Origin of the sequence: Paraburkholderia sp. RHO2, from assembly GCF_050955445.1 — a bacterium.
Lineage (GTDB): Bacteria > Actinomycetota > Actinomycetes > Mycobacteriales > Mycobacteriaceae > Prescottella > Prescottella agglutinans_A.
The window spans coordinates 3,381,617-3,408,615 of record NZ_CP162617.1; the positions used below are offsets into that span (position 1 = coordinate 3,381,617).

Below are 26,999 nucleotides of genomic sequence, written 5' to 3' on the forward strand. Positions count from 1 at the left end.
TTCACTCCTGGTTCACGTTTCCGTCTGCGTTCGTGTCGTCGGCGGCGGCCGACTCCTCGCCGAGCACGCGCTCGACGTATACCGTGCTGATCCGCACGCGGCCGCGCACGTCGGCACCGCCCTCGCCGCGCAGCAGCAGGCCCGCGGTGACGACCTCCGACCCGGGCAGCGGTACACGTCCGAGTTCGTAGCCGAGCAGTCCGCCGACCGTCTCGACCTCGTCGTTCTCGATCTCCACGTCGAACAGTTCGCCGAGGTCCTCGACCGGCAACCGCGCCGAGACGCGGTAGCTGCCGTCGCCGAGATCCTCTACCGGCGGGGTCTCGTCGGTGTCGTACTCGTCGGCGATCTCCCCGACGATCTCCTCGATCACGTCCTCGATGGTCACCAGCCCGGCGATGCCGCCGTACTCGTCGACGAGGACCGCCATGTGGTTGCGGTCACGCTGCATCTCGGCGAGCAGGCTGTCGAGCGGCTTCGAGTCGGGCACGAACACCGCCGGGCGCATCACCTGCGACACCGTGACGCTCCGACCGCCGTCCGACGAGTAGTAGGTCTGCTGCACGAGGTCCTTGAGGTAGACGACGCCCAGCACGTCGTCGACGTTCTCGCCGATTACGGGAATGCGCGAGTGTCCACTGCGCACCGCGAGCGACGTGGCCTGGCCGGCGGTCTTGTCGGCCTCGATCCACACCATCTCCGGGCGCGGCACCATCACCTCGCGGGCGGACGTGTCACCGAGCTCGAACACGGACTGGATCATCCGGCGTTCCTCGTCGGCCACCACGCCGCGTTCCTGCGCCAGATCGACCAGCTCGCGCAGCTCGATCTCCGACGCGAACGGCCCGGCCCGGAAGCCGCGACCCGGCGTGAGCGCGTTGCCGACCAGGATCAGCAGGCGGCTGACCGGGCTGAGCAGGGCGCCCAGCGCGACCAACGGCACCGCGGCCGCGAGCGCGATCGGGTACGCGTGCTGGCGGCCCAGGGTGCGCGGGCCGACGCCGATCGCGACGTAGTCGACGAGCACCATCACCACGATCGTGACGACGACACCCCACACGGGGCCGATCAGTTCGATCAGCGCCCCGGCGAGCAGGACCGCCGCCGCGATCTCGCACAGGATTCGCAGCAGGACCATGAGATTGACGTAGCGGGGACGGTCGGAGACGATCCGCACCAGCCGCGCCGCGCCGGGGCGTTCGTCCTTCGCCAGCTCCTCCACCCGCGCGGGCGAGAGCGTGTTGAGCGCCGAATCGAGGGCCGCGAACAGGCCGCCCAGTGGCACCAGGACGACCGCGAGAACTATGAGGACGACGGGGTCACTCACCGGCCGATCACCGTCCGCCGGGTGTCACTGTTCGGCGCCATCGACGAAGCCGGTCTTGCCGAGCAGCCGCTGGTCACGCGCCGCGAGCTCGGCCTCGCGCTCCGCGCGCCGCAGGTTCTCGTACCAGTCGGCCAGCAGCTGGTTCTGCAGGCCGAACATCTCCTTCTCCTCCTCCGGCTCGGCGTGGTCGTAGCCGAGGAGGTGCAGGACACCGTGCACGGTCAGCAGCGCCAGCTCGTGGTCGAGCGAGTGACCCGCCTTCTGCGCCTGATCGGCCGCGAACGACGGGCACAGCACGATGTCGCCGAGCATCGACGGTCCCGGCTCCGGCGCGTCGGGGCGCCCACCCGGCTCGAGCTCGTCCATCGGGAACGACATGACGTCCGTGGGTCCGGGCAGGTCCATCCACCGCATGTGCAGGTCTGCCATGGTCGCCGAATCGACCAGCACCATCGACAGTTCCGCCGCGGGATGGACGTCCATGCGGGCGATCACGAATCGGGCGACGCTGATCAGGTCCTCGTCGGAGACTTCCATCCCCGATTCGTTGGAGATCTCGATGCTCATCTACGTCGCTCTTTCGTCGGTCGCGCGCCGGCACGTGGCCGGAGCCGTGCACGCTGTCGTGCGGGAACTGTGGGGCGGGAACAACCCTACCGCCGGTGCGAACGCGACTGGACCGCCCGCCGCTGTGCACGGTTCCCGAGCGGCACCTCGCCGGTCCGCGACGCCTCGAACCGGTCGTACGCGTCGACGATGTCGGAGACCAACCGGTGCCGCACGACGTCGCTGCTGTCGAGGATCGCGAAGTGGATGCCGTCGATGGCGTCGAGGATCTCGGTGGCGGCCCGCAGACCCGAACGCGCGCCGCCGGGCAGATCCACCTGGGTGACGTCGCCGGTGACGACGATCTTGGAGCCGAACCCCAGACGGGTGAGGAACATCTTCATCTGCTCGGCCGTGGTGTTCTGCGCCTCGTCGAGGATGATGAACGCGTCGTTGAGGGTGCGGCCGCGCATGTAGGCGAGCGGGGCGACCTCGATCACGCCGGCCTGCATGAGCTTCGGGATCGCCTCCGGATCCATCATGTCGTGCAGGGCGTCGTGCAGCGGACGCAGATACGGGTCGATCTTCTCGTGCAACGTGCCCGGGAGGAAGCCCAGCCGCTCGCCCGCCTCGACGGCCGGACGGGTCAGGATGATCCGAGTCACCTGCTTGCTCTGCAGCGCCTGCACGGCCTTGGCCATCGCCAGGTACGTCTTGCCGGTACCGGCCGGGCCGACGCCGAACACGATGGTGTTCTCGTCGATCGCGTCGACGTAGCGCTTCTGGTTGAGCGTCTTGGGGCGGATCGTCTTTCCGCGCCGGGACAGGATGTCGAGACTCAGCACGTCGGCCGGCGACTCGGAGAGTCCCTGCGTGAGCATGCCGACGGTCCGCCGGACCGCGTCGGGGGTGATCGGCTGATTGCGGCGCACCAGCGCGGCCAGCTGCTCGAAGACCCGCTCGGCCAGCGCGACGTCGGCCGGAGTGCCGGTCAGCGTGACCGCGTTCCCGCGCACGTGGATATCGGCGTCGAGGACCTGTTCGAGAGCGGTCAGATTCTCGTCGGAGGACCCGAGCAGGGGCGGCACCACCTCGGGTGGGAGTTCCATACTCGAGCGGACAGTGCGCTCGGCCGGCTGTGCGGGATCCTGCGGGGCGCCGCGGTACCGCGGCGAGCCGTTCTCGACTTGTTCACTCACGTGAGGGCTATGGCCTACTTCCAGGTCCGACGTGTCCGCGACGGGGTTGTCGCGTGCCCAAAGTCTAGCGCCCGACAGCGACACCGCCCACCGAGTTACCCAGCCGAACCCGTGTTCGATTTGCCCGAATCGGCCAGCCACTGCCCGGCCCGCTCGACCACCTCGCCGGCCCGCGCAGGGGGCAGACCGAGCAAAACGAGCCCGGCGGTGGCGAACGTCTCGCCACGGTCGACGATCGCACCCCGGTTCGCGTGCTCGAGCAGCGTCAACGTCATACCCTCGAACATCGCCACCAGCAGATCCGCCGGTAGGTAGTCCGAGAAGACGCCCTCGCGCTGCCCCCGCTCGACGTTGTCGACGCTCGTGGCCCGCAGCGGCGTGAGGAGGTCGTGGATCCGCTCGTCGCCGAGTTCACGGCGGGCGAACGAGAGCAGGACCCGGAACCGGTCACCGATCGGCCACGTCCGAAGGGCCAGCACCGCCACACCGAGCTCCGGCGCCTCGGGCGCAGGCGGACCGGCCGCGAGCGTCTCGGCAATCGCGGTCGACGCCTCTGTGACCAGACCCTCGATCAGCGCGTCGCGGTTCGGGAAGTGCGAATACACGGTGCGCCGCACCACGCCGGCCGCCCGCGCCACGTCGTCCATGCTCGCGTCCGGGTCGGCAGCGAACGCCGAAATCGCGGCCTCGAGAATGCGGGCGCGGTTAGCGCGTGCCTGGGCGCGGAGCGGGGGCAGAGGAGGACGTGTCTCGGGAGTCACCGGTACATCCTCCCCCGGACCTGGGATGTGATCTACGTCATGCCGTCCTTGCACACCGATGTGCAGGTAACTAACTTGCACATCAATGTGCAAGATCCCCGGTGGAGTCCACCGGGCCGCGGGGAGGGCTCGAGACCATGACCATGACGCAGTCGCAACTACCGGGGATCGCCAATACCCCCGTCGACCGGATGGATCGGCCGTACCCGCGCCGGTGGGCAGCCCTCGGGGTGCTGTGCCTGAGTCTGCTGATCGTCGTCATGGCGAACACCGCACTCATCGTGGCCGCGCCCGACATGACGCGGGATCTGCGGCTGACCAGTTCGGACCTGCAGTGGGTCATCGACGGCTACACCGTCCCGTATGCGGCGCTGATGCTGCTGTTCGGCGTCGTCGGCGACAAGTACAGCCGTCGCGGAGCGCTGTTCGCCGGCCTGGTCGTCTTCGGCGCCGGCGCCGTGTTCGGCAGCCTCGCCGACACCACCACCGCCGTCGTCGCGGCCCGCATGGTCATGGGCGTCGGCGCGGCGATCATCATGCCCGCGACCCTGTCGCTGCTCGTCGCCACGTTCCCCGCCGCCGAACGCGCCCGCGCCATCGCGGCGTGGGCCGCCACCTCCGGTCTCGCGATCGCCCTCGGCCCGTTGCTGGCCGGATGGCTGCTCGAAAGTCGTTCGTGGCACTCCACTTTCCTCATCAACGTGCCGATCGCTGCACTCGCGATCGTCGCCGCGCTGGTGCTCGTGCCACCGTCGAAGGCGCACGGGCTGGGCCGCATCGACTGGCTCGGTGGGCTGCTGTCCGTCGTCACGATCGGGTGCCTGGTGTTCGCGATCATCGACGGCTTCCACTTCGGCTGGGGCACAACTGCGCTCACCGCGGCCGCGGTCTCCGTGGTCGGGCTCGCCCTGTTCGTGGCGTGGGAACTGCGGCATCCGCAGCCCCTGCTGAACGTGCGCAAGCTCGGCGAGCGCGCGGTGGGCGGTGCGTCGCTCGCGGTGATGCTCGTGTTCCTCGCGGCGTTCGGGGCGATGTTCTTCATCGCCCAGCAGTTCCAGTTCGTGCTGGGATTCGGCCCGCTCGACACCGGCGTCCGACTGCTGCCGCTCGCGGCCGCCGTGTCGGTGGGTGCCGCCGCGAGCGCGCGCCTCGCCCCGCGCATCGGCACCCGGGCGATCGTCGCCGGCGGGATGCTGGTTGCTGCGGCGGGCATCCTGCTGCTCGTCCGTGTCGACGGCGGCTCGAGCTACCTCGACTTCGTTCCGACCCTCGTACTCCTCGGGATCGGGGTCGGACTGGCCGTCTCCCCCGCCACCGACGCGATCATGGGCAGCTTCCCGGACAAGGACCTGGGCGCGGCCGGCGGACTCAACGACACTGCGATCGAACTCGGCGGTTCCCTCGGCATCGCGATCCTCGGCTCGGTCCTCGCGTCGGCCTACAAGGACGGGATCGCCGGCTTCCTCGCGTCACTGCCGATCCCGAAACTGACCGGGCCGCAGGCCGATCTGGTGGCGCAGGGGCTACAGGCTTCGGGCGAGTCGGTCGGCGGCGCCGCGATCGTGGCCGACGAGATGTCGAAGAACATGCTCGCCGCCGCGCAGGCACAGCCGCTGATGGACGCGGCCACCGTCGCGTTCGCCGACGCGATCTCGCGCGCCAGCCTGGTGGGTGGGCTGGCCCTCGCAGTCGGCGCGGTGGTCGTCGCGGTCGTCCTGCCCAGCGGCGGATCCGGTCAGGACTGACCGGCGACGAGGGCCTCGCGCGAGAGCTTCCAGCTGCGCGTGTTCGGGTCGAGGAACGCGAAGTGGTCCTCGCCCTCGATCAGGTGCAGTTCCACCGGATCCCCGGCGGCCCGGGCCGCATCCCGGTATCGGGACGCGACCTTGGCCGGCACCTGGACGTCCTCGGTACCGTGCAGGACCACGACGGGAACCCCGATCGGAAGCCGATGCTGCGGCGACGCCGAGCGGTACAGGTCGGGATCGTCCTCGAACCGGACCCCGAACAGGTCCTCGATGTAGCTGACCCGACGTCCCCGCTCGGCCGCCGACGCCAGGTCGAGCGCGCCCGCCTGCGACACCACCAGCTCCGGGCGGACGGTCGTGTCCCGTTGCCCGGCCAACCACACCGCGAGCTGCCCGCCGGCCGAGTGCCCGACGACACGCACCCGGTCCAGGTCCAGCGGTACCGGCGACGCCGCAGCCACCGGTCCGGCGATCGCCTCGAGTGCGGCGACGACGTCCGCCGACATCTCCGGCCACCGCCCGCCCGCGCCGATGCGTCGGTACTCGACGTTCCACACCGCGACCCCGCTGCGGGCCAGTTCGAGCGAGAACGACGTCCCGAGGTTGAGGTGGTACTGCCCGCTCCAGTAACCGCCGTGAATGACCATGACGACCGGAACCGGCTCGCCCGCAGGGTTTTCCGGGGCGTAGAAGTGGCCGAACTGTTGCGACTCGGGACCGTATTCGATACGTGTCCTGGGCATATCCATCGCTCCTGAGTCAGTCGAGGGGGGCCGCGGACCAGCGGTCGGTGAGCACGCCGATGGCGCCGAGCGCCACCGCGGCCGCCGTCGACGTCCGCAGCACCGTCGGCCCCAGCAGCACCGCGGTCGCGCCGACCTCGGTGAGCGCGCCGACCTCGTCGTCGGACAGTCCGCCCTCGGGGCCGACCACCAGCACCACCTCGGAGACGTCCCGCAGCGGCAGCGACGCCAGCGGAGCCTGCGCCGACTCGTGCAGCACGCCCACGACACCGCCGCGGCCGACGACGTCTCGGACCAGGTCGAGCACCTGCGCGGTGTGGTGCAGGTCGGCGACGTCGGGCACGAACGAGCGTCGCGACTGCTTGGCCGCCGCGATCGCGGCGTTGCGCCAGCGCGCCACGCCCTTCTGGGTCTTGGCGCCCTCCCACCGCGCGACGCACCGCGCCGACTGCCACGGCACCACCGCGTCGACACCCGCCTCGGTGGCGAGTTCCACGGCCAGTTCGGATCGCTCGGCCTTGGGCAGGGCCTGCACCAGCGTCACCGCCGGCGTCGGCCGCTGCTGGTCGCGGCGGGCCGTGACCTCGAGGTCGAGTCGGTCCTTGGCCGCCGCGGTCACCGTCGCGTCCGCGATGCCACCGCGGCCGTCGGCGAGCAGCAGACGTTCACCCGGTTTGATGCGGCGCACCGTCGCGGCGTGCCGGCCCTCGGGGCCGTCGAGCACGGCCGGCTGTCCGACGTCGGGCAGAGGATCCAGATAGAAGACCGTCGCGGCCATCAGTGCGCCCGGCGCCCGTCAGCGGCCACTGAACGCGTCACGAAGCCGGGAGAACAGCCCCCCGGTGTTGTGCGAACCGGTCGACACGACCTCGGCCTGGTCGCGGTCGCGGTGGTTCTTGAACTCCTGCAGCAGCTTGCTCTGCTTGCCGTCGAGTCGGGTGGGGATGACCACCTCGAGGTGCGCGTGCACGTCGCCGCGGACGCTCGATCGCAGCTTCGGCATGCCGTGGCCGCGCAACACGGACACCGAGCCGGGCTGGGTGCCGGGGTCGACCGTGATCTCGGTGGGTCCGTCGATGATCGTGTCGAGCGTGACCGTGGTGCCGAGGGCGGCGTCGACCATCGGCACCCGGATCGTGCAGTGCAGGTCGTCGCCGTCGCGCACGAAGACCGGGTGCGGCTGCTCCAGGATCTCGACGTAGAGATCGCCGGGGTGACCGCCGCCCGGACCGACCTCGCCCTGGGAGGCCAGCCGAATGCGCATGCCGTTGCTGACACCGGCGGGCACCTTGACGTTGATGTCGCGGCGGGCGCGGACACGGCCGTCGCCGCCGCACTTGTGGCACGGGTCGGGGATGGTCTCGCCGGCACCGCGGCACGTCGGACACGGGCGCGACGTCATGACCTGGCCGAGGAAGGAGCGCTGCACCGACTGGACCTCGCCGGCGCCGCCACAGGTCTCGCAGCGCATCGGCTTGGAGTCGCCGTGCGTGCCCGCTCCGGCGCAGCCGTCGCACAGGATCGCGGTGTCGACGGTGATGGTCTTGGTGACACCGGTCGCGCACTCGTCGAGCGTGAGCTTGGTGCGCAGCAGCGAGTCGGCGCCCGGCTGCACGCGGCCCTTCGGCCCGCGCGCCCCGCCGCCACCGCCGCCGAAGAACGCCTCGAAGACGTCACCGAGGCCACCGAAGCCGGCGCCCGCGAATCCGCCGCCGGCACCGCCGCCACCGGACTCCATCGGATCGCCCCCGAGGTCGACGATGCGCCGCTTCTCCGGATCCGACAGCACCTCGTACGCGGTGGAGACCTCACGGAAACGGGCCTGCGCGGTCTCGTCCGGGTTGACGTCCGGGTGCAACTCCCGGGCCAGCTTGCGGTACGCCCGCTTGATCTCCTGATCGGTCGCCTTCGGCCCGACGCCGAGTGTGCCGTAGTAATCCCGTGCCACTTTGGGTATCTCGTCCTTCTCTACTTCGTTCGCACCACGCGGTGAACCGCTCCGACGCCGCGACGGCCGGGTCCTGCACCCTCTCCGGCGCGGCCGCCCGGCCACACGTTATCGCTCGGCGAGCACCTCGCCGATGTACCTGGCAACGGCAGCCACCGAGGCAATTGTTCCCGGATAGTCCATCCGGGTGGGCCCGAGGACCCCCACACCACCGAACACCGTCCCGGCGGTGCCGTAGCCGGTGGAAATCACCGACGTGCCCCGCATCTCCTCGACCTGCGTCTCCTCGCCGATCCGGACGGTGACCCGACCGGCGTCCTGAGTCGCCGCCAGCAGTTTGAGGACCACCACCTGCTCCTCGAGAGCCTCGAGAACTGAGCGTAGTGAGCCGGGTAGCCCGGCCTGGGTCGTGAAGTCGCCCGCGTTGCGGGTCAGGTTCGCGGTACCGCCCAGCACGAGTCGATCCTCGGGATGTTCGACGAGCGTCTCGACCAGCACCGTCGCCGAGCGGACGACCGCGTCGCGGATGCTCTCCGGCGCATCCTCCGCGAGTTCGGAAACCGCGATGGACGCCGCGGCCAGGCGCTTGCCCTCGAGCGCACCACCCAACAGCGCGCGCAGCCGCGACAGATCGTCGTCGTCGACGACGTCGCCGAGTTCGACGATCCGCTGGTCGACCCGACCGGAATCCGTGATCAGGACCAGCAGCAGGCGGGCCGGCGTGAGCGCCACCACCTCGAGATGGCGTACCGACGACGCCGACAGGGTCGGGTACTGCACGATCGCGACCTGACGGGTCAGCTGCGCCAGCAGGCGCACCCCGCGCCGCAGGACGTCGTCCAGGTCCACCCCGGACTCGAGGAACTCGAGGATCGCGCGACGTTCGGCCGACGACAGCGGTTTGACGTCGGCGATCCGGTCGACGAACTGGCGGTACCCCTTGTCGGTGGGCACCCGCCCCGAACTCGTGTGGGGCTGGGCGATGTAGCCCTCGGCCTCGAGAACGGCCATGTCGTTGCGGATCGTCGCGCTGGAGACACCGAGATTGTGGCGCTCGACCAGTGCCTTCGACCCGATCGGCTCCTGCGTGGCGACATAGTCGGCGACGATCGCGCGGAGTACCTCGAACCGCCGTTCCTCCGTACTCGACACCACTGTCCACCTCCACTTCGCCACGAGACCGGGATTTCTCGCTCTCACCCCCGGGGCAGTGCACCCCGAGGACGGCGCCCACCTGGATACCCAGTCTAATGGCCGGTCCTGCGACCAACTCCGCAGGCCGCGCCAGGCATTCGGTCGAGCCGGACAGCCCGGTCAGGCCGTAGGGTTGTCGCCGGGTCGGCGTGCCGGCCCGACCACCGACGAGGAACACAGGCGGAACACAGGATGATCTTCAAGGGTGTCCGGGACGGCAAGCCGTACCCGGATCACGGATTGACACTGCGGGACTGGTCCCAGATTCCCCCGCGCCAGGTGCGCCTGGACGAGATCGTGACCACCACGAAGGTCCTCGAACTGGATCGCCTGCTCTCCGAGGACTCCACCTTCTACGGCGACCTGTTCCCGCACGCGGTGCTGTGGCAGGGCGTGATCTACCTCGAGGACGGCGTGCACCACGCGGTCCGGTCGGCGCTGCGCAATCGCGTCGTGCTGCACGCACGGGTCTACGACTACGACGCGGCCGAATCGGGCAGCCCGACCGACTGACGTCGGGCATCGTCAGTCGAGGATGTCCCGAACGACAGCGTCGGCGAGCAGGCGTCCACGATCGGTCAGCACCAGGTGGTCGGCCGCCAGCACCGCGAGACCGTCCTCGACGACGCGCGCGGCGGCCGCGCGTTCGCCGTCCCGCAGGTCCGCGAGCGGCAGACCGGTCCGCAACCGAACCGTCAGCATGACCCGCTCGACGTGGACGTCCTCGGCGGTGAGCGTCTCGGACCCGCCGACGGGAAGCTCACCGGCGGACAGGCGGTCGGCGTACCGCGCCGGGTGCTTGACGTTCCACCACCGCACGCCGCCGACGTGGCTGTGCGCGCCCGGTCCGGCGCCCCACCAGTCGCCGCCGTCCCAGTAGCCGAGGTTGTGCCGGCAGCGGGCGTCGTCGTTCGCCGCCCAGTTCGACACCTCGTACCAGCGCAGCCCGGCGTCGGCGAGGCGCGCGTCGATCCGCTCGTAGCGGGACGCGAGGACGTCGTCGTCGGGTGCGGGCAGTTCGCCGCGGCGCACCTTGCGGGCCAGCGCGGTGCCGTCCTCGACGATCAGCGCGTACGCGGAGACGTGGTCCACGCCGGCGTCCAGCACCGCGTCGAGGGACTGGTCCAGGTCGGCATCGCTCTCGCCGGGCGTGCCGTAGATGAGGTCGAGATTGACGTGGTCGAATCCGGCGGCACGCGCCTCCCGCGCCGCCGCGACGGCCCGGCCGGGGGTGTGGGTGCGGTCGAGTACCTTCAGGACGTGTTCGGCCGCGGACTGCATGCCGAGCGAGATCCGGGTGAACCCCGCGTCCCGCAGCGTCGCGAAGAACTTCGGCGACGTCGACTCCGGGTTCGACTCCGTCGTGACCTCGGCGCCCTCGGCGAGCCCGAAGCTCGACCGCACCGCGCCGATGACCTCGGCGAGCCCGTCGCCGCCGAGGAGCGACGGCGTGCCGCCGCCGACGAAGACGCTGTCGACCGCCGGCGCGCCGGTGATCTGGGCGGCCCGCGCGAGCTCACGCTTCAGCGCCTCGAGCCACGACTGCGGGGACGCGGACGTGCCCAACTCGCCCGCGGTGTACGTGTTGAAGTCGCAGTATCCGCACCGCGTCGCGCAGAACGGGACGTGGACGTAGATGCCGAACGGACGCGCGCCCACCCCGGCCAGGGCCGAGGCGGGAAGTTCGAACGGCGTCGAGGCGACGGCAGGGGTCGAGGCGGCGGATCCACTCACGACTCCAGTGTCCCAGTCGCCCGAGTTCACGCCACGATCCCCTCGCCGATCAGGAGATTTCCCGGGATTTCGGGGGAAATATGCTCCCGATGGTCGGCAGAGCGGGAATCGCATGGCAGAATGGCCCGCATGACAGATACCGGGGTGCGATTGGTGGCGCGGCGCCACGTCGACCTCAAGCGTGTCTGTAGCTGTTGTTGTCTGCCCTGCGGCGTGTAGCGGCCAGCGTTTCCCTGCCCTGAGTGCAGCGGCGCTCGCCTGCGTTCGTCTCCCCCCGTTAGGCCCGTAAACCGGCCGGCCGAGGACGACCCCGCGAGGAAGCAGCCCTCCTCTCCCCTGTCTTCGACCGGTGCACCGTGAGATTCACGAAATTCAGGAGCACCCATGACGTCGACCACCGACGCCGAATCTGCTGTGAGCCCGCCGGCGCGTGCCGCGCGCCCGAAGAAGCGTGTCTCCGAGGGACAGTGGGCCCTCGGCTACCGCGAGCCGCTCAACGCGAACGAGCAGATCAAGAAGGACGACAACCCGCTCAACGTCCGCGCCCGCATCGAGAACATCTACTCGAAGCAGGGTTTCGACAGCATCGACAAGGCCGACCTGCGCGGGCGGATGCGCTGGTGGGGCCTGTACACGCAGCGTGAAGAGGGCTACGACGGCACCTTCACCGGCGACGAGAACATCGATCTGCTCGAGGCCAAGTACTTCATGATGCGGGTGCGCTGCGACGCCGGCGCCCTGAACGCCCAGCAGCTGCGCACGATCGGCCAACTCTCCACCGAGTTCGGCCGCGACACCGCCGACCTCTCGGACCGTGAGAACGTCCAGTACCACTGGATCGAGATCGAGAACGTCCCCGAGATCTGGCAGCGACTCGAGGCCGTCGGCCTCAAGACCACCGAGGCGTGCGGCGACTGCCCGCGCGTCGTGCTCGGCTCGCCACTGGCCGGTGAGTCGTTCGACGAGATCCTCGACCCGACGCCGGCGATCGACGAGATCGTCCGCCGCTACATCGGCGATCCCGAGTACTCGAACCTGCCGCGCAAGTTCAAGACCGCGATCTCCGGGCAGCAGGACGTGGTGCACGAGATCAACGACGTCGCGTTCGTCGGCGTGAACCACCCCGAGCACGGCCCGGGTCTGGACCTGTGGGTCGGTGGTGGCCTGTCGACGAATCCGATGCTGGCGCAGCGCGTCGGCGTGTGGGTGCCGCTCGACGAGGTCCCGGACGTGTGGGAGGCCGTGGTGTCGATCTTCCGCGACTACGGCTACCGCCGGCTGCGCGCCAAGGCGCGGCTGAAGTTCCTGATCAAGGACTGGGGCATCGAGAAGTTCAGGGAAGTTCTCGAAACCGAGTACCTGAAGCGCAAGCTCATCGACGGCCCCGCACCGGAGAAGCCGGAGCGCCCGATCGACCACATCGGAGTCCAGAAGCTGCGCAACGGCCTCAACGCAATCGGCTTCTCTCCCATCGCCGGTCGCGTGTCGGGCACCATCCTGACCAAGGTCGCCGACGCGGCGGAAGCCGTCGGCTCCGACCGCATCCGCTTCACGCCGTACCAGAAGCTGATCGTGCTCGACGTGCCCGACGACAAGGTCGAGGAGCTGATCGCCGAACTGCAGCCGCTGGGCCTGCACGCCCGGCCGTCGCACTGGCGCCGGAACCTCCTGGCGTGCAGCGGCATCGAGTTCTGCAAGCTGTCGTTCGTGGAGACCCGCAAGCGGTCCCAGGTGCTGGCACCGGAGCTCGAGGAGCGACTCGCGGACATCAACGCGCAGCTCGACGTGCCGATCACGATCAACATCAACGGCTGCCCCAACTCGTGCGGCCGGTCCCAGATCGCCGACATCGGCTTCAAGGGCCAGTTGGTCGACGACGGCGAGGGCAACCAGGTCGAGGGTTTCCAGGTGCACCTGGGCGGCAGCCTCGGTCTCGACAGCGCCTTCGGCCGGAAGCTGCGTCAGCACAAGGTGACCAGCGACGAACTCGGCGACTACATCGACCGGGTGGTGCGGAACTTCGTGAAGCACCGCAACGAGGGTGAACGTTTTGCACAGTGGGCAGTTCGAGCAGACGAGGGGGATTTGCGATGACGGTTGATCTGACGACGGCGACCGAGGACGAACTCCGCGCGATCGCGGCACAGGGAGCGGCCGACCTGGACGGCGCGTCCGCGCAGGAGTTGCTGCGGTGGACCGAGGACACCTTCGGATCCGACTACATCGTGGCGTCGAACATGCAGGACGGGGTCCTGGTCCATCTTGTGGCGCAGGTACATCCCGGCGTGGACGTACTGTTCCTCGAGACCGGCTACCACTTCCCCGAGACCATCGGTACCCGCGACGCGGTGGAGCAGGTGTACGGGGTCAACGTCATCAACGCGCAGGCCGAGGCCTCCGTCGCCGAGCAGGACGCGGCCGAGGGCAAGGATCTGTTCGCCCGCGAGCCCAACCGCTGCTGCGCGCTGCGCAAGGTCGCGCCGCTGAAGGCCACGCTGAAGAACTACCGGGCCTGGGTCACCGGCATCCGCCGGGTCGAGGCCCCCACCCGGGCGAACGCCCCGCTCATCTCGTTCGACGAGGCGTTCGGGCTGGTGAAGATCAACCCCATCGCCGCGTGGTCGGACGACGACATGCAGGCGTACATCGACGAGCACTCGATCCTGGTGAATCCGCTCGTCGACGAGGGGTATCCGTCCATCGGGTGCGCTCCATGCACCGTCAAACCACTCCCCGGCGCCGATCCGCGTAGCGGTCGGTGGGCCGGTTCGGCCAAGACAGAATGCGGGTTGCACGCGTCATGACAATCGACATCTCACTCTCCGAGCCGCGGCTTCAGCTGGACGGCACCAAGTTCGACACCCTCGACGCCCTCGAGTCCGAGGCCATCCACGTCTTCCGTGAGGTGGCCGGCGAGTTCGAGCGGCCCGTGATCCTGTTCTCGGGCGGCAAGGACTCGACGGTGCTGCTACACCTGGCGATCAAGGCCTTCTGGCCGGCCCCGCTGCCGTTCGCGCTGCTGCACGTGGACACCGGTCACAACCTGCAGGAGGTGCTGGACTTCCGCGACCACGTCGTCGCGAAGTACGACCTGCGCCTGCACGTCGCCAAGGTCGAGGACTACCTCGCCGACGGCCGGCTCACCGAGCGCCCGGACGGCATCCGGAATCCGCTGCAGACGGTGCCGCTGCTGGACGCGATCTCCGAGAACCGCTTCGACGCGGTGTTCGGCGGCGGTCGCCGCGACGAGGAGCGTTCCCGCGCCAAGGAGCGGATCTTCTCGCTGCGCAACGCCTTCGGGCAGTGGGATCCCAAGCGACAGCGCCCCGAGCTGTGGAACCTCTACAACGGCCGGCACGCGCCGGGCGAGCACGTGCGCGTGTTCCCGTTGAGCAACTTCACCGAGCTCGACATCTGGCGCTACATCGCCCGCGACAACGTCGAGCTCGCCAGCATCTACTACGCGCACCAGCGTCCGGTGTACCGGCGCGACGGCATGTGGATGACGCCGGGCGTGTGGGGCGGCCCGGCCGCGGGCGAGGAGCTCGAGGTCCGGTCGGTGCGCTACCGCACCGTCGGCGACGGCTCCACCACCGGCGCGATCCTGTCCGACGCCGCCGACAACGACGCCATCCTGGCCGAGGTCGCGGCGTCCCGACTGACCGAGCGCGGCGCCACCCGTGGCGACGACCGCGTGTCCGAGGCGGCCATGGAAGACCGCAAGCGAGAGGGCTACTTCTGATCATGAGCGACCTGTTGCGCCTGGCTACGGCCGGCAGCGTCGACGACGGCAAGTCCACCCTCGTGGGCCGGCTGCTGTACGACACTAAATCCGTTCTGGCCGATCAGATCGACGCCGTCACGCGCGCGTCGGTCGACAAGGGCCTGTCCACCCCGGACCTGTCGCTGCTCGTCGACGGCCTGCGCGCCGAACGCGAGCAGGGCATCACGATCGACGTCGCGTATCGCTACTTCGCGACCCCGCGCCGCTCGTTCGTGCTCGCCGACACCCCGGGCCACGTGCAGTACACCCGCAACACCGTCTCGGGCGCGTCCACCGCCCAGTTGGTGATCCTGCTGGTGGACGCGCGCAAGGGCGTCATCTCGCAGACGCGTAAGCACGCCGCGGTGTTGGCGCTGCTCGGGGTGCCGCGACTGGTGCTGGCGGTCAACAAGATCGACCTCGTCGAGGATCCGGGGCAGGTGTTCGCCGACATCTCGGCCGAGTTCCGGTCGCTGACCGGATCGCTGGGCTGGGACGACGCCGACGTCCAAGCCATCCCGGTGTCCGCGCTGCACGGCGACAACGTCGCGGTGGCGTCGGACAACACGCCGTACTACGACGGGCCGACGCTGATCGAGCATCTCGAATCGGTGCCCGTGGACAGCGATAACGAAGGCAAGCACGCTGTGGGCCTGCGGTTCCCGGTGCAGTACGTGATCCGCCCGCGCACCGCCGAGTTCCCCGACTACCGCGGCTACGCCGGTCAGGTGGCGGCCGGGTCGGTGGTGCCCGGCGACGAGGTGGTCATCCTGCCGTCCGGCACCCGGACGACGGTGTCCCGCATCGACACCGCCGACGGCGAACTCGACGTCGCTCACGCGGGCCGCAGCGTGACGCTGGTGCTCGCCGACGACGTCGACGTCTCCCGCGGTGACACCATCGCCGCGCCGTCGGGCGCCCCGGAGCCGATCGACCAGTTCGACGCCACCGTGTGCTGGCTCGCCGAGAAGCCGCTGCGCCCGGGTGCCCGTCTGCTGCTCAAGCACGGCACCCGCACCACGCAGGCGATCGTCGGCGCGCTGGTCGAGCGTCTCGACGAGCAGGAGCTGACGTCCGAGCTGTCGCCGGAAACCCTCGAGCTCAACGAGATCGGCAAGATCTCGGTGCGCGTCGCGGAGCCGATCGTGGCCGACGACTACACCGTCAACCGGCACACCGGCAGCTTCCTGCTGATCGACCCGGCGGGCGGCAACACGCTCGCGGCCGGTCTGGTCGGTGATGCGATCGCCGCCGTCGAGCTCGGTGAGCGGGTCTGAGACCGTGACTCCGCTGATCGCCGTCGCACACGGCAGTCGTGATCCCCGATCCGCTCGGGTGGTCACGGCTGCCGTGGCGGCGATCCGCGCGCAGCGGCCGGACGTCGACGTCCGGCTGTGCTTCCTCGACCTGAACACGCCGTCGGTGGATCAGGTCGTCGACGCCGTTGCCGCCGAGGGTCACTCCGCGGCGGTCGTGGTGCCGCTGTTGCTCGGCAGCGCCTTCCACGCCCGGGTCGATCTCCCCGGCATCCTCGCCGCCGCCCGCGCGCGCCACCCACGGCTGACGCTCGTCCAGTCCGACGTCCTGGGCCACGACCACCGACTCGTCGACGCGGTCCGGGAGCGGATCGAGGCGACCGGCGTCGACACCGATGATCCCGCAACCGGTGTCGTGCTCGCCGCCGTCGGATCGTCCGACGCGCGGGCGAACGAACGCACCCGTGGTCTCGCCGCCGTCCTCGCCGCGGGCACCAGGTGGGCGGACACGACCACCTGTTTCGCAACGTCCGCCGAACCGTCCGTGGGACACGCCATCTCACTGCTGCGGTCGCGAGGGGTCGAGCGCATCGTGATCGCACCGTGGTTTCTGGCGCCGGGACGTCTGACCGACCGCCTCGGTGCGGCGGCACTCGACGTCGCCCCCGACGCGGTCCTCGCCGACACGATCGGCGCGCACCGGCACCTCGCCGACGTCGCGGTCGACCGGTACCGCGCGGCCCTCGTCGCGGCGACGCGGTGGAGGCTGTCCGCCTGACCCTATAGTGGGCGCGTGACCAGTGGCAGGGCCGCCAGAAAACGTACGGAAAGTGCTGCGTCACTGCGACGCAGGTGGAGACCGGAGGACGTGACCGGCATCGGTCGACAGGCGGTCGACCAGGCCCGGTTCGTCGGCCGCACTCACGTGATCACGTCTTCGCAGGGGGCCACCGAGGACGGTCACGTCGACCTGCGTGGGTTGGAGACGGGTCGCGGACAATCGCTCTCTGTCAAGTATCTGACGCTGGAGCGGCTCGACCTGAGCCACGCGCGAGGCCCGCTCCACATCTTCGAGACCGAGGTGTCCGACAGTCGCTTCGACAAGATCTCCGCGGCGAACAGCGTGCTCGACCGCCTGTTCGTGCGGTGTAGCTTTCGCTCCGCGCGCCTCACGCGGGCGCGGATCGGCCGGCGGATCGTCGACTGCGACTTCACCGGCGCGTCGCTGCGCAAACTCACGCTCGGCGAGAACACCGTGTTCGAGCGATGTGTGTTCGACGGGGCGGACCTCGCCGACGCGAGGCTCACCGGCGGCCGATTCGTGGACTGCACGTTCGACGATGTCGCGCTCTCCGCGCTGACGATGTTCGACCGGTGCGACTTCCGGGGCGCCCTGCCGGACCTGGGCATCGCACGGCTCGTCCGGTGCACGCGCGACGGCTCTCCCCTGCCCGACGGTTGGACGGGCCGGGCGCAAGCCGAGGAACTCGAGCGTGATTACCTCGACCGCTACGTGCGCGCGGCGCGCGAAGGGGATACCGACTCGATGCCGCTGGAACCCGAGTCACCACCGCGCTGACACGCCCCTCGGACGGCGGATGCCGGGGTCAGGCCCGGAACGCCGACCCGCGCTCCCCGAGTGCCTCCGCAGGCAGCGGCGCCCTCGGGCAGGGACGTGGCGGCGTTGCGTATTTGACGGAGCGTCGTCATGGGGCAGATCGTAGGGGTCCGCGACCATGACGTCGACCACAACTCCTTCACCTCGAGTTAACTCGAGGTTCTAGCGTCGGGGGTGCACCCGACGCACCGACGAAGGATCCCGTGTTGACCACCGCAGCACCGACGACGCATCTCGGCGACGACTTCCGTCGAGCCTTCCGCAGCCACCCGGCCGGAGTCACGATCATCACGGCGCACAGCCGCTCCGGCCCGGTCGGTATCACGTCGTCGTCCGTGTCGTCGGTGTCCGCCGACCCGCCGATCCTGTGCTTCTCACTCCAGTCGCTGCGCGGATCCGCCGCCGCGATCGCGGACGCGTCCAGCCTGTTGGTCCATCTGCTCACCGCGGAGAATGTCGCCCTCGCGAGCCGGTTCGCGGCACCCGGCACCGACGGGCGGTTCGGGCCGAGCACGCTCTGGTCGACGCTGCCGACCGGCGAGCCCTTCGTGCACGGCACCGGCGCAGTGCTGCGCTGCACCCCGTTGGCGACGGTCGCGGCCGGACCCGCGCTGGTCGTGACCGCGGCGGTCGACGCCGTGCTGGCCTCCGAATCGCTGGCCGACCCGCTCGTCTACCAGGATCGCCGGTACCACTGTGTGAGCCCCTGGACCGCGCTCGACTGAACATTCGCTTCCGCTCCGGTCGGGATCGGCACACGAATGTCGGGGTACGAGCTACCCGGTGACGTGGGCCGGACGGACGTACACCGTCTCGCCCTCGCGCAGCCCCAACGCCTCGGCATCGCTGCGCGTGATCTGTGCCGACAGTTCCTGCGCACCGGTCTTGGGCCGCAGCTCCACCCGGACCTCGAATCCGAGGTGCACGACCCGGGACACCGTGGCCGCGAACGACTGCGGGAGCTGGTTGCGATCCAGTCGCAGGTCGTGCGGGCGCACCAGCTGCCCGTTGAGTCGGGCGACCGGGCCGAGGAACGACATCACGAAGTCGTTGGCCGGGGTGTCGTACAGCTCCTGCGGGGTGCCGACCTGCTCGATCCGCCCCTTGTTGAGCACCGCGATCCGGTCGGCGACGTCGAGCGCCTCCTCCTGATCGTGCGTGACGAGCACCGTCGTCACGTGGACCTCGTCGTGCAGCCGACGCAGCCAGGTCCGCAGGTCGTCGCGCACCTTCGCGTCGAGGGCGCCGAAAGGCTCGTCGAGCAGGAGCACCTGCGGATCCACCGCGAGGGCCCGCGCGAGGGCCATGCGCTGACGCTGACCACCCGACAGCTGGGCCGGGTAGCGGTGCTGGAAGCCGTCGAGTCCCACGATCTCGAGGAGGTCGTCGACCTTCTTGGCAATCTCGGCCTTGGGACGCTTGCGGATCTTGAGCCCGAACGCGACGTTGTCGCGCACCGTCATGTGCTTGAACGCCGCGTAGTGCTGGAACACGAACCCGATGTCGCGCTTCTGCGGCGGCACGCCGGTGACGTCCTTGCCGGCGATCGTGATGGTCCCCGAGTCGGGCTGCTCGAGCCCGGCGATGGATCGCAACAGCGTCGACTTGCCCGAGCCGCTGGGCCCCAGCAGCGCCGTCAGCGACCCGGACGGGATGTCGAGGGTGACGTCGTCGAGCGCGGCGAAATCGCCGTAGTTCTTGCGTGCCCCGGTCACGGTAATCATGTCGTGCTCCTCTTGCGGTCGAGCAGAGTCATCAGCAGCAGGGTCACGAGCGCGATCGACATCAGCAGTGTCGCCGCGGCGTAGGCCCCGAAAGTGTTGTGGTCGTCGATGTATCGGGAGTGCACGAGCAACGTCAGGGTCTGCGACTGGCCGGGAATGCCGGACGAGACCATGATGACCGCCCCGAACTCACCGAGCGCGCGGGCGACGGTGAGGACGACTCCGTACGTCAGACCCCAGCGGATGGCGGGCAACGTGATGCGCGAGAACGTCTGCCACTTGGACGCGCCCAGCGTGGCCGCGGCCTGCTCCTGCTCGTCGCCGATCTCGTGCAGCACCGGCTCCACCTCGCGCACCACGAACGGCAGTGTCACGAAGATCGTCGCGAGCACCATGCCCGGCAACCCGAAGATCACCTTGAATCCGAGCGATTCGACCCCGCCGAACCAGCCGTTGGCACCCCACAGCAGGATCAACGAAACGCCGACGACGATGGGCGACACCGCGAACGGCAGGTCCACGACCGACTGCAGCAGGCCCCGCCCGGGGAAGCGCCCACGCACGAGCGCGAGCGCGGTGACGATGCCGAACACGACGTTGATCGGCACCACGATCGCGACGATGAGCAGCGACAGGTTGAGCGCCGAGATCGCCGCCGGGGTGCTGATCGCCTCGTAGAACGCGACGAACCCGTCCTCGAACGTGCGATACAGGATCACGCCGATCGGGACGATCAGCAGCACGAACAGGTAGGCGAGGACGACGGTGCGGATGCTGATCCGCGCCCACGGGGAAACCTTCACTGCGCCTGCTCCTCTCGACGCTGGTTGCGAGCCGCGAAGATGCGCAGGACGAACAGCGTCACGAACGCGATCGCCAACAGCGTCACCGACACCGCGGCCGCGCTGACCGGTCGGTCGATCTCGATCTGCTGCTGGATGTACTGCGAAGCCACCTGCGTCTCGCGGGGAATGTTGCCGCCGATGAGGACCACCGAGCCGTACTCGCCGATCGCCCGGGCGAAGGCCAGTCCGGCGCCGCTGATGATCGCCGGACTCAGGGTCGGGAGCACCACCTGGCGGAAGATCGTCCAGTTGCTCGCGCCCAGCGACGCCGCCGCCTCCTCGACCTCTCGGTCGGCCTCCATCAGCACCGGCTGTACCGACCGGACCACGAAGGGCAGCGTGACGAATGCGAGCGCCACGATCAGCCCCGGCTGGGTCGCGTTGAGGTGCACGTCGATCGGGCTCTGCGGTCCGTACAGCGACAGCATCACGATGCTGGCGACGATCGTCGGCAGCGCGAACGGAAGGTCGATGAGCGCGTTGACGATCCGCTTGCCCGGGAACTCGTCCCGCACCAGCACCCAGGCGATCATCGTGCCCATCACGACGTTGATGAGCGCGACGATCACCGACACCGTGATCGTCACCCGCAGGGACGCGAGCGCACCGGGCGCGGTGATCGCGTCCCAGAAGCCGCTGACGCCGTCCTCGAGGGAGGTGACGGTGAGCGCCGCGAGCGGCAGCAACACGATGATGCTGAGCCACAGCGCCGCGATGCCGATCCCCAGCGGGCCGACGGTTCCGGTGACGGCGAGCCAGTTCTTCCGGCGAGTCAGTGTCGTTGCCATTTACTTGGTCGCGTTGTCGTAGATCGCGGCAATACTGCCGCTGCCCTGGGTGAACAGTTCCTCGTCGACCCCGGTCCAGCCGCCCAGATCCGCGACGGTCCACAGCTTCTGCGGCTGCGGGAAGTCGGCGGCGAACTCCGCCGCGACCGCGGGATCGACCGGACGGAACCCGGCCTCGGCCCACAGACGCTGCGCCTCGGTCGTGTACAGGTAGTCACGGAAGGCGGTGGCCGCCGCGACATTCCGTCCGGTGGAGACCACCGCCACCGGGTTCTCGATCTTGAACGTCACCGGCGGGGTGACGTGCTCCACCGGATCGCCCTTGCGCTCGGTGAACAGCGCCTCGTTCTCGTAGCTCAGCAGCACGTCGCCGGTACCCTGCAGGAACGTCTCCGTCGCCTCGCGACCCGACTTGGGCTGCACCTTCACATGCTCGCCGACCAGCTTGTCGAGGTAGTCCAGGCCTGCCTGCGGATTCTTCCCGCCCTCGCTCTTGGCGGCATACGGCGCCAACAGGTTCCACTTGGCCGAGCCGGAGCTGAACGGATTGGGGGTGACCACCTCGAGTCCGGGCTGGAGCAGGTCGTCCCAATCCCGGATGTTCTTCGGGTTGCCCTCGCGGACCACGATCGTGACCACCGAGCCGAACGGAATCCCGTTGTAGGCGCCGCTGTTCCAGTCCTCGTCCACCAGACCCGCGTCGACCAGTCGAGTGATCTCGGGCTCGACCGAGAAGCTCACGAAGTCGGCCTGGGCACCGTCCTTGACCTTGCGCGACTGGTCACCCGAAGCCCCGTAGGACGGGTTGAAGGTGACCCCCTCGCCCTCCTCGGTCGCGGCGAAACCCGCGGTCACCTTGTCGTAGCCGGGCTTGGGAACACCGAACGCGAACATGTTGACGGCGCCGGCTCCACCACCCGCACCGGTGTCGGAGCCACCCACGACATCGCTCGAACCGCCGCTGCACGCGGTCAGCGCCACTGCGCCGATCGTGGCGAGTGCGGTCAGAAACAATCGAGAGCGGTGCTTCATTACTGATTACCTTCCTACCGGGCTGGCAAGTGCAGAGGATCACATACGGAATCAACCCGGCAACATCGGGTCTACGCGTGTGGAACTCGCGCGGAGTTCCGGGGCGAAGCGGCGTTCGGAAGAAGCGCGCGGTGCGCGACCGACCGGTCCCCTGGAAATCGAGACAGCCGGGTGCCCCGGCTATGCGAGCGCGAACGCCGAGATTCGAATCAACAACAGTGAATGTCTGCGACTGCAAGTCGGCCGACAGCGATCAACGCCAGTTCATGGCGGACCTGGTGAGCGGCGACTAACGACACGCGGCAGACTTTAGCAGAGGCCCGCCGGCGCCCCGAATTGCAAGATCGGATATGGGGTGTGGCGGCGTGCGGCGATGTCCCCGACGGATGGCACGATCGGACCATGACTCATCTGACCAGCCGGTTCGCGGGGCAGCTCGATTTCGGCGACGACTCGATGGCGGGAGCCGTGCTACCGGAGGGAGTGGACGGCTTCGGACAGGGTGCGTGGTATTGGGTTCACGGTGGTGAGACTCTGACCCAGAGCGAACTCGACACAGCAGAAGCCGCTCTCCGCGAGATACGGACCCTGGTCGCTGCGGCCTTCGCCGCCTTCGCCGCCGAGCTGACCGATCATCAGTCGACGACGTCATTCTTCCGCGAGTTCCATCTCGACGACATCCCCGAAGAGATGGTGTGTGCCTTGTTCGACGTGGACACCCGCGAGGTGGTGACCGACAAGATCTTCTTCGACCATCTCGTTCTCGTCGGCATCGCGATCAATCCGGCGGCGACGGACCGTGTCCTCGCACTCGACTTCGCGATCGGCGCCGACAAGCCCACCGACCAGTTGCTCGTCGCCGCGTGGGATCGGAACGGCAGCGTCACCGTTCACCACGAAAGCTGAGCGCCGCCGCCGGGAGCAGTCCCACCCACGACAGCAACGATCCCGCAGGGCGCTCCGCCCTGCGGGATCGTCGACGTGCCGCTACTTGGTCGCGTTGTCGTAGATGACGGCGATGCTGCCGCTGCCCTGCTTGAACAGTTCGGCGTCGACGGTCTTCCAGCCGCCGAGGTCGGCGATGGTCCACAGCTTCTGCGGCTGCGGGAAGTCGGCGGCGAACTCCGCCGCGACCGCGGGATCGACGGGACGGAAGCCGGCCTCGGCCCACAGACGCTGCGCCTCGGTCGTGTACAGGTAGTCACGGAAGGCGGTGGCCTGAGCGATGTTCGGGCTGTTCGAGATGACCGCAGCCGGGTTCTCGATCTTGAACGTCACCGGCGGGGTGACGTGCTCGACCGGGTCGCCGTTGCGCTCGGTGAACAGCGCCTCGTTCTCGTAGCTCAGCAGCACGTCGCCGGTGCCCTGTAGGAACGTCTCCGTCGCCTCGCGGCCCGACTTGGGCTGCACCTTCACGTGCTCGCCGACCAGCTTGTCGAGGTAGTCCAGGCCTGCCTGCGGATTCTTCCCACCCTCGCTCTTGGCGGCGTACGGTGCCAGCAGGTTCCACTTGGCCGAGCCGGAGCTGAACGGATTGGGGGTGACGACCTCGAGTCCGGGCTGGAGCAGGTCGTCCCAATCCCGGATGTTCTTCGGGTTGCCCTCGCGGACCACGATCGTGACCACCGAGCCGAACGGAATCCCGTTGTAGGCGCCGGTGTTCCAGTCCTCGTCCACGAGGCCGGCGTCGACCAGTCGAGTGATGTCGGGCTCGACCGAGAAGTTCACGAAGTCGGCCTGGGCACCGTCCTTGACCTTGCGCGACTGGTCACCCGAGGCGCCGTAGGACGGGTTGAAGGTGACACCCTCGCCCTCCTCGGTCTGGGCGAACGCCGCCGTCACCTTGTCGAATCCCGGCTTCGGGACCGCGTACGCGAACAGGTTGATGGTGCCGCCGCTTCCGTCGGCGGCGGTTTCGGCGCCGCCCGCGACGTCGCTCGAGCCGCCGCTGCACGCGGTCAGCGCCACTGCGCCGATCGCGGCGAGTGCGGTCAGGAACAAACGGGAACGATGCTTCATGATGTCGGACTACCTTCCTACAGGTCTGGCAAGTGCAGATCACATACGGAATCGACCCGGCGCACAGCCGGGCATCGGAAGACGGAACTCACGGCGAGTGCCGGGATGACGTGGCGTTCGGAAGGATCGAGCACAGGAGAGGTCCGCCGTCGACATGGGACGACGATACGACGACCGGTATGCGGATACCGGGCTCAGGAGAGAACGAACGCCGAAGTGCGATTCAGCAACAGTGAATGTCGGCAACTGCCAGACCACCGACAGCGATCAACGCCAATTCATGGCGGATCCGGGGCGCGGTGACTGGAGACACGCGGCAGATGCTAGCAGACGATCGGACGATCGTCGGGAAACCCGATCGTCGGGCTCAGCGGGTGAAGTACCAGGCGATGACGACCAGGATGATCAGTGCAATCAGCGCAATGGTCACGCGTGAGCGCGGCATCTAAGAACCCTCCACCTTCGTTTGCCCGTCCGGGTGGCCGCCGGAATCGACGACCTCGGCGCGCCCCAGCAGCGCGAACACTGCCGACAGGGCGCGATCGAGCAGCCACGCGATACCGAAACAGCACGGGATCATCACCGCGAGAACCAGGACGACCTGGGGGATGAACGGCAGGCCGGCCACCCACAGTTCGGCGCCGTCCCACCAGCTCGCGAGTTGATCCACCCGACCACCCTAGCCGCTGCCGCGACCGGCACCGAACAGGGCGACCGTCGCAAGTTGGCGAACTGTGGACGGTGAGCAAGGCACGGGTCGATGATGAGGTGATGACGTCCACGACCGAGCAGCCCGTCACGACGCCGGCAGGGGACTCCGACGAGGTGGCACCGAGGCGTCGCAGCGTCTTCCCGCCGATCGACGACTACGCATTCCTCTCCGATTGCGAGACGAACTGTCTGGTCGCCCGCAACGGCGCCGTCGAGTGGATGTGCGTCCCGCGCCCGGACTCCCCCAGCGTGTTCGGCGCGATCCTCGACCGGAGCGCCGGGCACTTCCGGATCGGGCCGTACGGCCAGAACGTGCCGTCCGCGCGCCGCTACCTGCCCGGTGGGCTGATCCTCGAAACCACGTGGCAGACCCAGACCGGCTGGCTGATCGTTCGCGACGCGCTGGTGATGGGCCCGTGGCACGCCAACGAACAGCGCTCCCCCACCCGCCGGCGCACCCCGTCCGACTGGGACGCCGAGCACATCCTGTTGCGGACCGTGAAGTGTGTGAGCGGCACCGTCGAGTTGGAGATGAGTTGCGAGCCGGCGTTCGACTACCACCGCGCCCCGGCCGACTGGCGGTACACCGGCAAGGTGTACGAGGAGGCGACGGCCACGTGCCGCTGCGCGTCGGACGGCGACCATCCGACACTCCGCTTGACGTCGAACCTGCGCCTCGGGCTCGAGGGGCGCGAAGCCCGGGCCCGAACCCGCATGGTGGAGGGGGACAACGCCTTCGTGGCGCTGTCGTGGTCGGAGCTGGCTGCACCACGGACGTTCGCCGAGGCCGCCGACAAGATGTGGCAGACCACCGAGTGCTGGCGACAATGGGTGACGATCGGGCGTTTCCCCGACCATCCGTGGCGGAGCCACCTGCAGAGCAGTGCGCTGACGCTCAAGGGTCTGACCTACGCACCGACCGGCGCCCTGCTCGCCGCGCCCACCACGTCGCTCCCGGAAACCCCCGGCGGCGAACGCAACTGGGACTACCGATACGCCTGGGTGCGGGATTCGACGTTCGCGCTCTGGGGCCTGTACACCCTCGGGCTCGATCGGGAGGCCAACGACTTCTTCTCGTTCATCTTCGACTCCGCGCAGTCCGACAACGGCGATCCGGCCCCCCTGCAGGTGATGTACGGCGTCGGCGGCGAGCACACCCTCGTCGAGGAGGAGCTCGGTCATCTGAAGGGGTACGACGGGGCCCTGCCCGTGCGGATCGGCAACGGCGCCTACAACCAGAACCAGCACGATATCTGGGGCACCCTGCTCGACTCGGTGTACCTGCACGTGCGCTCCCGCGACCAGGTCCCCGAGACGTTGTGGCCGCTGCTCGAACGGCAGATCGAGGAGGTCATCGAGCACTGGCGCGAGCCCGACCGCGGGATCTGGGAGGTGCGCGGCGAACCGCAGCACTTCACGTCGTCGAAGATCATGTGCTGGGTGGCGCTCGACCGCGGGGTCAAACTCGCTGTGCTGCACGGCGAGAAGGCCTATGCGGCGCACTGGGCGCAGATCGCCGAGGACATCAAGGCCGACATCCTCGAGCACGGTGTCGACGAGCGGGGCGTGCTCACGCAGCGCTACGGACACCCGTCCCTCGACGCATCGCTGCTATTGGCCCCACTGCTGCGGTTCCTGCCCGCCGACGACCCTCGGATCCGCGCCACCGTCCTCGCGATCGCCGACGAGCTCACCGAGGACGGACTCGTGCTCCGCTACCGAGTCGAGTCCACCGACGACGGCTTGTCCGGCAAGGAGGGCACGTTCACGATCTGCTCGTTCTGGCTGGTGTCCGCGCTCGTCGAGATCGGGGAGGTGAAGCGGGCCAGGGACCTGTGCGAGCGGCTCCTCGCGTTCGCGAGCCCCCTCAAGCTCTACGGCGAGGAGATCGATCCCAAGACGGGCCGACACCTCGGCAACTTCCCACAGGCGTTCACCCACCTGGCGCTGATCAACGCCGTCGTGCACGTCATCCGCGCCGAGGAGTCCGGCCACACCGGGACCTTCCAGCCCGCGCACGGCCCGTCCTGACGCATCCGCGAA

At 69.1% G+C, this 26,999-nt stretch carries 28 protein-coding genes; 11 read left to right on the forward strand and 17 right to left on the reverse strand.

Translation table 11 applies throughout. The features are described 5' to 3' along the window. Position 1 precedes the first annotated feature (1 nt). The 4 genes from ABTV10_RS15740 to ABTV10_RS15755 form a co-directional block, all read right to left on the reverse strand. Positions 2–1,327 (reverse strand): hemolysin family protein, encoded by a 1,326-nt coding sequence (locus tag ABTV10_RS15740; protein ID WP_499028346.1) that lies wholly within the window; start codon positions 1,325–1,327, stop codon positions 2–4. 24 nt (positions 1,328–1,351) lie between these two features. Beyond that, positions 1,352–1,894 (reverse strand): rRNA maturation RNase YbeY, encoded by a 543-nt coding sequence (gene ybeY / locus ABTV10_RS15745; RefSeq protein WP_499028348.1) that lies wholly within the window; start codon positions 1,892–1,894, stop codon positions 1,352–1,354. An 86-nt stretch (positions 1,895–1,980) separates the two neighbouring features. Beyond that, the gene (locus ABTV10_RS15750) at positions 1,981–3,072 is read right to left on the reverse strand and encodes a PhoH family protein (RefSeq protein WP_499028350.1); all 1,092 of its coding nucleotides are present in this window, start codon (positions 3,070–3,072) and stop codon (positions 1,981–1,983) included. A gap of 95 nt (positions 3,073–3,167) precedes the next feature. Continuing rightward, positions 3,168–3,833: a TetR/AcrR family transcriptional regulator gene (locus ABTV10_RS15755; protein ID WP_433605341.1), complete on the reverse strand. Its 666-nt coding sequence runs from the start codon at positions 3,831–3,833 to the stop codon at positions 3,168–3,170. Between the two features lie 137 nt (positions 3,834–3,970). Between ABTV10_RS15755 and ABTV10_RS15760 the strand changes: the two genes are divergently transcribed. After that, positions 3,971–5,578 (forward strand): MFS transporter, encoded by a 1,608-nt coding sequence (locus tag ABTV10_RS15760; RefSeq protein WP_499028353.1) that lies wholly within the window; start codon positions 3,971–3,973, stop codon positions 5,576–5,578. Here ABTV10_RS15760 and ABTV10_RS15765 read toward each other — a convergent pair. The 4 genes from ABTV10_RS15765 to hrcA all read right to left on the reverse strand — a co-directional run bounded on the left by ABTV10_RS15765 (position 5,569) and on the right by hrcA (position 9,424). Further along, positions 5,569–6,324, reverse strand: a complete 756-nt coding sequence (locus ABTV10_RS15765) for an alpha/beta hydrolase family protein (protein ID WP_499028355.1) — start codon at positions 6,322–6,324, stop codon at positions 5,569–5,571. The two genes, ABTV10_RS15760 and ABTV10_RS15765, sit on opposite strands and share 10 nt — an antisense overlap. A 16-nt stretch (positions 6,325–6,340) precedes the next feature. After that, entirely contained in the window at positions 6,341–7,102 is a 762-nt protein-coding gene (locus tag ABTV10_RS15770; RefSeq protein WP_499028357.1) for a 16S rRNA (uracil(1498)-N(3))-methyltransferase, read from the reverse strand. A gap of 18 nt (positions 7,103–7,120) precedes the next feature. Then, on the reverse strand, positions 7,121–8,272 hold the full coding sequence (gene dnaJ / locus ABTV10_RS15775) for a molecular chaperone DnaJ (RefSeq protein ID WP_499028359.1): 1,152 nt from the start codon (positions 8,270–8,272) through the stop codon (positions 7,121–7,123). A 108-nt stretch (positions 8,273–8,380) separates the two neighbouring features. Next, complete coding sequence (gene hrcA / locus ABTV10_RS15780; protein WP_433605351.1) at positions 8,381–9,424, reverse strand: heat-inducible transcriptional repressor HrcA; 1,044 nt, start codon at positions 9,422–9,424, stop codon at positions 8,381–8,383. Between the two features lie 234 nt (positions 9,425–9,658). Here hrcA and ABTV10_RS15785 point away from each other — a divergent pair, with 234 nt between their 5' ends. Then, positions 9,659–9,979: a type II toxin-antitoxin system VapB family antitoxin gene (locus tag ABTV10_RS15785; RefSeq protein ID WP_433605353.1), complete on the forward strand. Its 321-nt coding sequence runs from the start codon at positions 9,659–9,661 to the stop codon at positions 9,977–9,979. A 12-nt stretch (positions 9,980–9,991) separates the two neighbouring features. Here ABTV10_RS15785 and hemW read toward each other — a convergent pair whose 3' ends face one another. Next, positions 9,992–11,200, reverse strand: coding sequence for a radical SAM family heme chaperone HemW (gene hemW / locus ABTV10_RS15790; protein ID WP_499028360.1), 1,209 nt, complete (start codon positions 11,198–11,200; stop codon positions 9,992–9,994). A 384-nt stretch (positions 11,201–11,584) separates the two neighbouring features. Here hemW and ABTV10_RS15795 point away from each other — a divergent pair, with 384 nt between their 5' ends. From ABTV10_RS15795 to ABTV10_RS15825, 7 genes are all read left to right on the forward strand, one after another. Continuing rightward, positions 11,585–13,294 carry a nitrite/sulfite reductase gene (locus ABTV10_RS15795; RefSeq protein WP_499028362.1) on the forward strand — a complete coding sequence of 570 codons (1,710 nt, stop codon included), beginning with the start codon at positions 11,585–11,587 and terminating at the stop codon, positions 13,292–13,294. Further along, positions 13,291–14,004 (forward strand): phosphoadenylyl-sulfate reductase, encoded by a 714-nt coding sequence (locus ABTV10_RS15800; RefSeq protein ID WP_499028363.1) that lies wholly within the window; start codon positions 13,291–13,293, stop codon positions 14,002–14,004. Before ABTV10_RS15795 ends, ABTV10_RS15800 begins: the two co-directional genes overlap by 4 nt. Continuing rightward, positions 14,001–14,942: a sulfate adenylyltransferase subunit CysD gene (gene cysD, locus ABTV10_RS15805; RefSeq protein ID WP_499028365.1), complete on the forward strand. Its 942-nt coding sequence runs from the start codon at positions 14,001–14,003 to the stop codon at positions 14,940–14,942. The genes ABTV10_RS15800 and cysD overlap by 4 nt, the downstream gene beginning before the upstream one ends. Positions 14,943–14,944: 2 nt before the next feature. Continuing rightward, on the forward strand, positions 14,945–16,240 hold the full coding sequence (locus ABTV10_RS15810) for a sulfate adenylyltransferase subunit 1 (protein WP_499028366.1): 1,296 nt from the start codon (positions 14,945–14,947) through the stop codon (positions 16,238–16,240). Continuing rightward, a complete protein-coding gene (locus ABTV10_RS15815) occupies positions 16,227–16,997 on the forward strand; it encodes a sirohydrochlorin chelatase (protein ID WP_499028367.1) in 771 nt (256 codons plus the stop codon). Before ABTV10_RS15810 ends, ABTV10_RS15815 begins: the two co-directional genes overlap by 14 nt. Positions 16,998–17,087: 90 nt before the next feature. Then, positions 17,088–17,798 carry a pentapeptide repeat-containing protein gene (locus ABTV10_RS15820; RefSeq protein ID WP_499028369.1) on the forward strand — a complete coding sequence of 237 codons (711 nt, stop codon included), beginning with the start codon at positions 17,088–17,090 and terminating at the stop codon, positions 17,796–17,798. Positions 17,799–18,043: 245 nt separating this feature from the next. Beyond that, on the forward strand, positions 18,044–18,562 hold the full coding sequence (locus ABTV10_RS15825) for a flavin reductase family protein (protein WP_499028370.1): 519 nt from the start codon (positions 18,044–18,046) through the stop codon (positions 18,560–18,562). Between the two features lie 51 nt (positions 18,563–18,613). Here ABTV10_RS15825 and ABTV10_RS15830 read toward each other — a convergent pair whose 3' ends face one another. The 5 genes from ABTV10_RS15830 to ABTV10_RS15850 form a co-directional block, all read right to left on the reverse strand. Then, entirely contained in the window at positions 18,614–19,561 is a 948-nt protein-coding gene (locus tag ABTV10_RS15830; RefSeq protein WP_499028371.1) for a sulfate/molybdate ABC transporter ATP-binding protein, read from the reverse strand. After that, entirely contained in the window at positions 19,558–20,364 is an 807-nt protein-coding gene (gene cysW / locus ABTV10_RS15835) for a sulfate ABC transporter permease subunit CysW (protein WP_499028372.1), read from the reverse strand. The genes ABTV10_RS15830 and cysW overlap by 4 nt, the downstream gene beginning before the upstream one ends. Further along, positions 20,361–21,194 carry a sulfate ABC transporter permease subunit CysT gene (gene cysT / locus ABTV10_RS15840; RefSeq protein WP_499028374.1) on the reverse strand — a complete coding sequence of 278 codons (834 nt, stop codon included), beginning with the start codon at positions 21,192–21,194 and terminating at the stop codon, positions 20,361–20,363. Before cysT ends, cysW begins: the two co-directional genes overlap by 4 nt. After that, on the reverse strand, positions 21,195–22,226 hold the full coding sequence (locus ABTV10_RS15845; RefSeq protein WP_499028376.1) for a sulfate ABC transporter substrate-binding protein: 1,032 nt from the start codon (positions 22,224–22,226) through the stop codon (positions 21,195–21,197). A 209-nt stretch (positions 22,227–22,435) separates the two neighbouring features. Then, the gene (locus ABTV10_RS15850) at positions 22,436–22,630 is read right to left on the reverse strand and encodes an Ms4533A family Cys-rich leader peptide (protein WP_499028377.1); all 195 of its coding nucleotides are present in this window, start codon (positions 22,628–22,630) and stop codon (positions 22,436–22,438) included. On the opposite strand from ABTV10_RS15850, the gene ABTV10_RS15855 reads away from it, so the two are divergent. Beyond that, on the forward strand, positions 22,629–23,132 hold the full coding sequence (locus tag ABTV10_RS15855) for a hypothetical protein (RefSeq protein WP_499028378.1): 504 nt from the start codon (positions 22,629–22,631) through the stop codon (positions 23,130–23,132). The two genes, ABTV10_RS15850 and ABTV10_RS15855, sit on opposite strands and share 2 nt — an antisense overlap. An 81-nt stretch (positions 23,133–23,213) precedes the next feature. On the opposite strand, the gene ABTV10_RS15860 is transcribed toward ABTV10_RS15855, so the two are convergent. The 3 genes from ABTV10_RS15860 to ABTV10_RS15870 all read right to left on the reverse strand — a co-directional run bounded on the left by ABTV10_RS15860 (position 23,214) and on the right by ABTV10_RS15870 (position 24,915). Then, positions 23,214–24,245: a sulfate ABC transporter substrate-binding protein gene (locus ABTV10_RS15860; protein WP_499028379.1), complete on the reverse strand. Its 1,032-nt coding sequence runs from the start codon at positions 24,243–24,245 to the stop codon at positions 23,214–23,216. Between the two features lie 223 nt (positions 24,246–24,468). After that, positions 24,469–24,558 (reverse strand): Ms4533A family Cys-rich leader peptide, encoded by a 90-nt coding sequence (locus ABTV10_RS15865; protein ID WP_408586374.1) that lies wholly within the window; start codon positions 24,556–24,558, stop codon positions 24,469–24,471. Between the two features lie 132 nt (positions 24,559–24,690). Further along, a complete protein-coding gene (locus ABTV10_RS15870) occupies positions 24,691–24,915 on the reverse strand; it encodes a hypothetical protein (RefSeq protein ID WP_433605385.1) in 225 nt (74 codons plus the stop codon). A 101-nt stretch (positions 24,916–25,016) separates the two neighbouring features. Here ABTV10_RS15870 and ABTV10_RS15875 point away from each other — a divergent pair, with 101 nt between their 5' ends. Next, on the forward strand, positions 25,017–26,987 hold the full coding sequence (locus ABTV10_RS15875) for a glycoside hydrolase family 15 protein (protein WP_499028381.1): 1,971 nt from the start codon (positions 25,017–25,019) through the stop codon (positions 26,985–26,987). Positions 26,988–26,999: the final 12 nt, after the last annotated feature.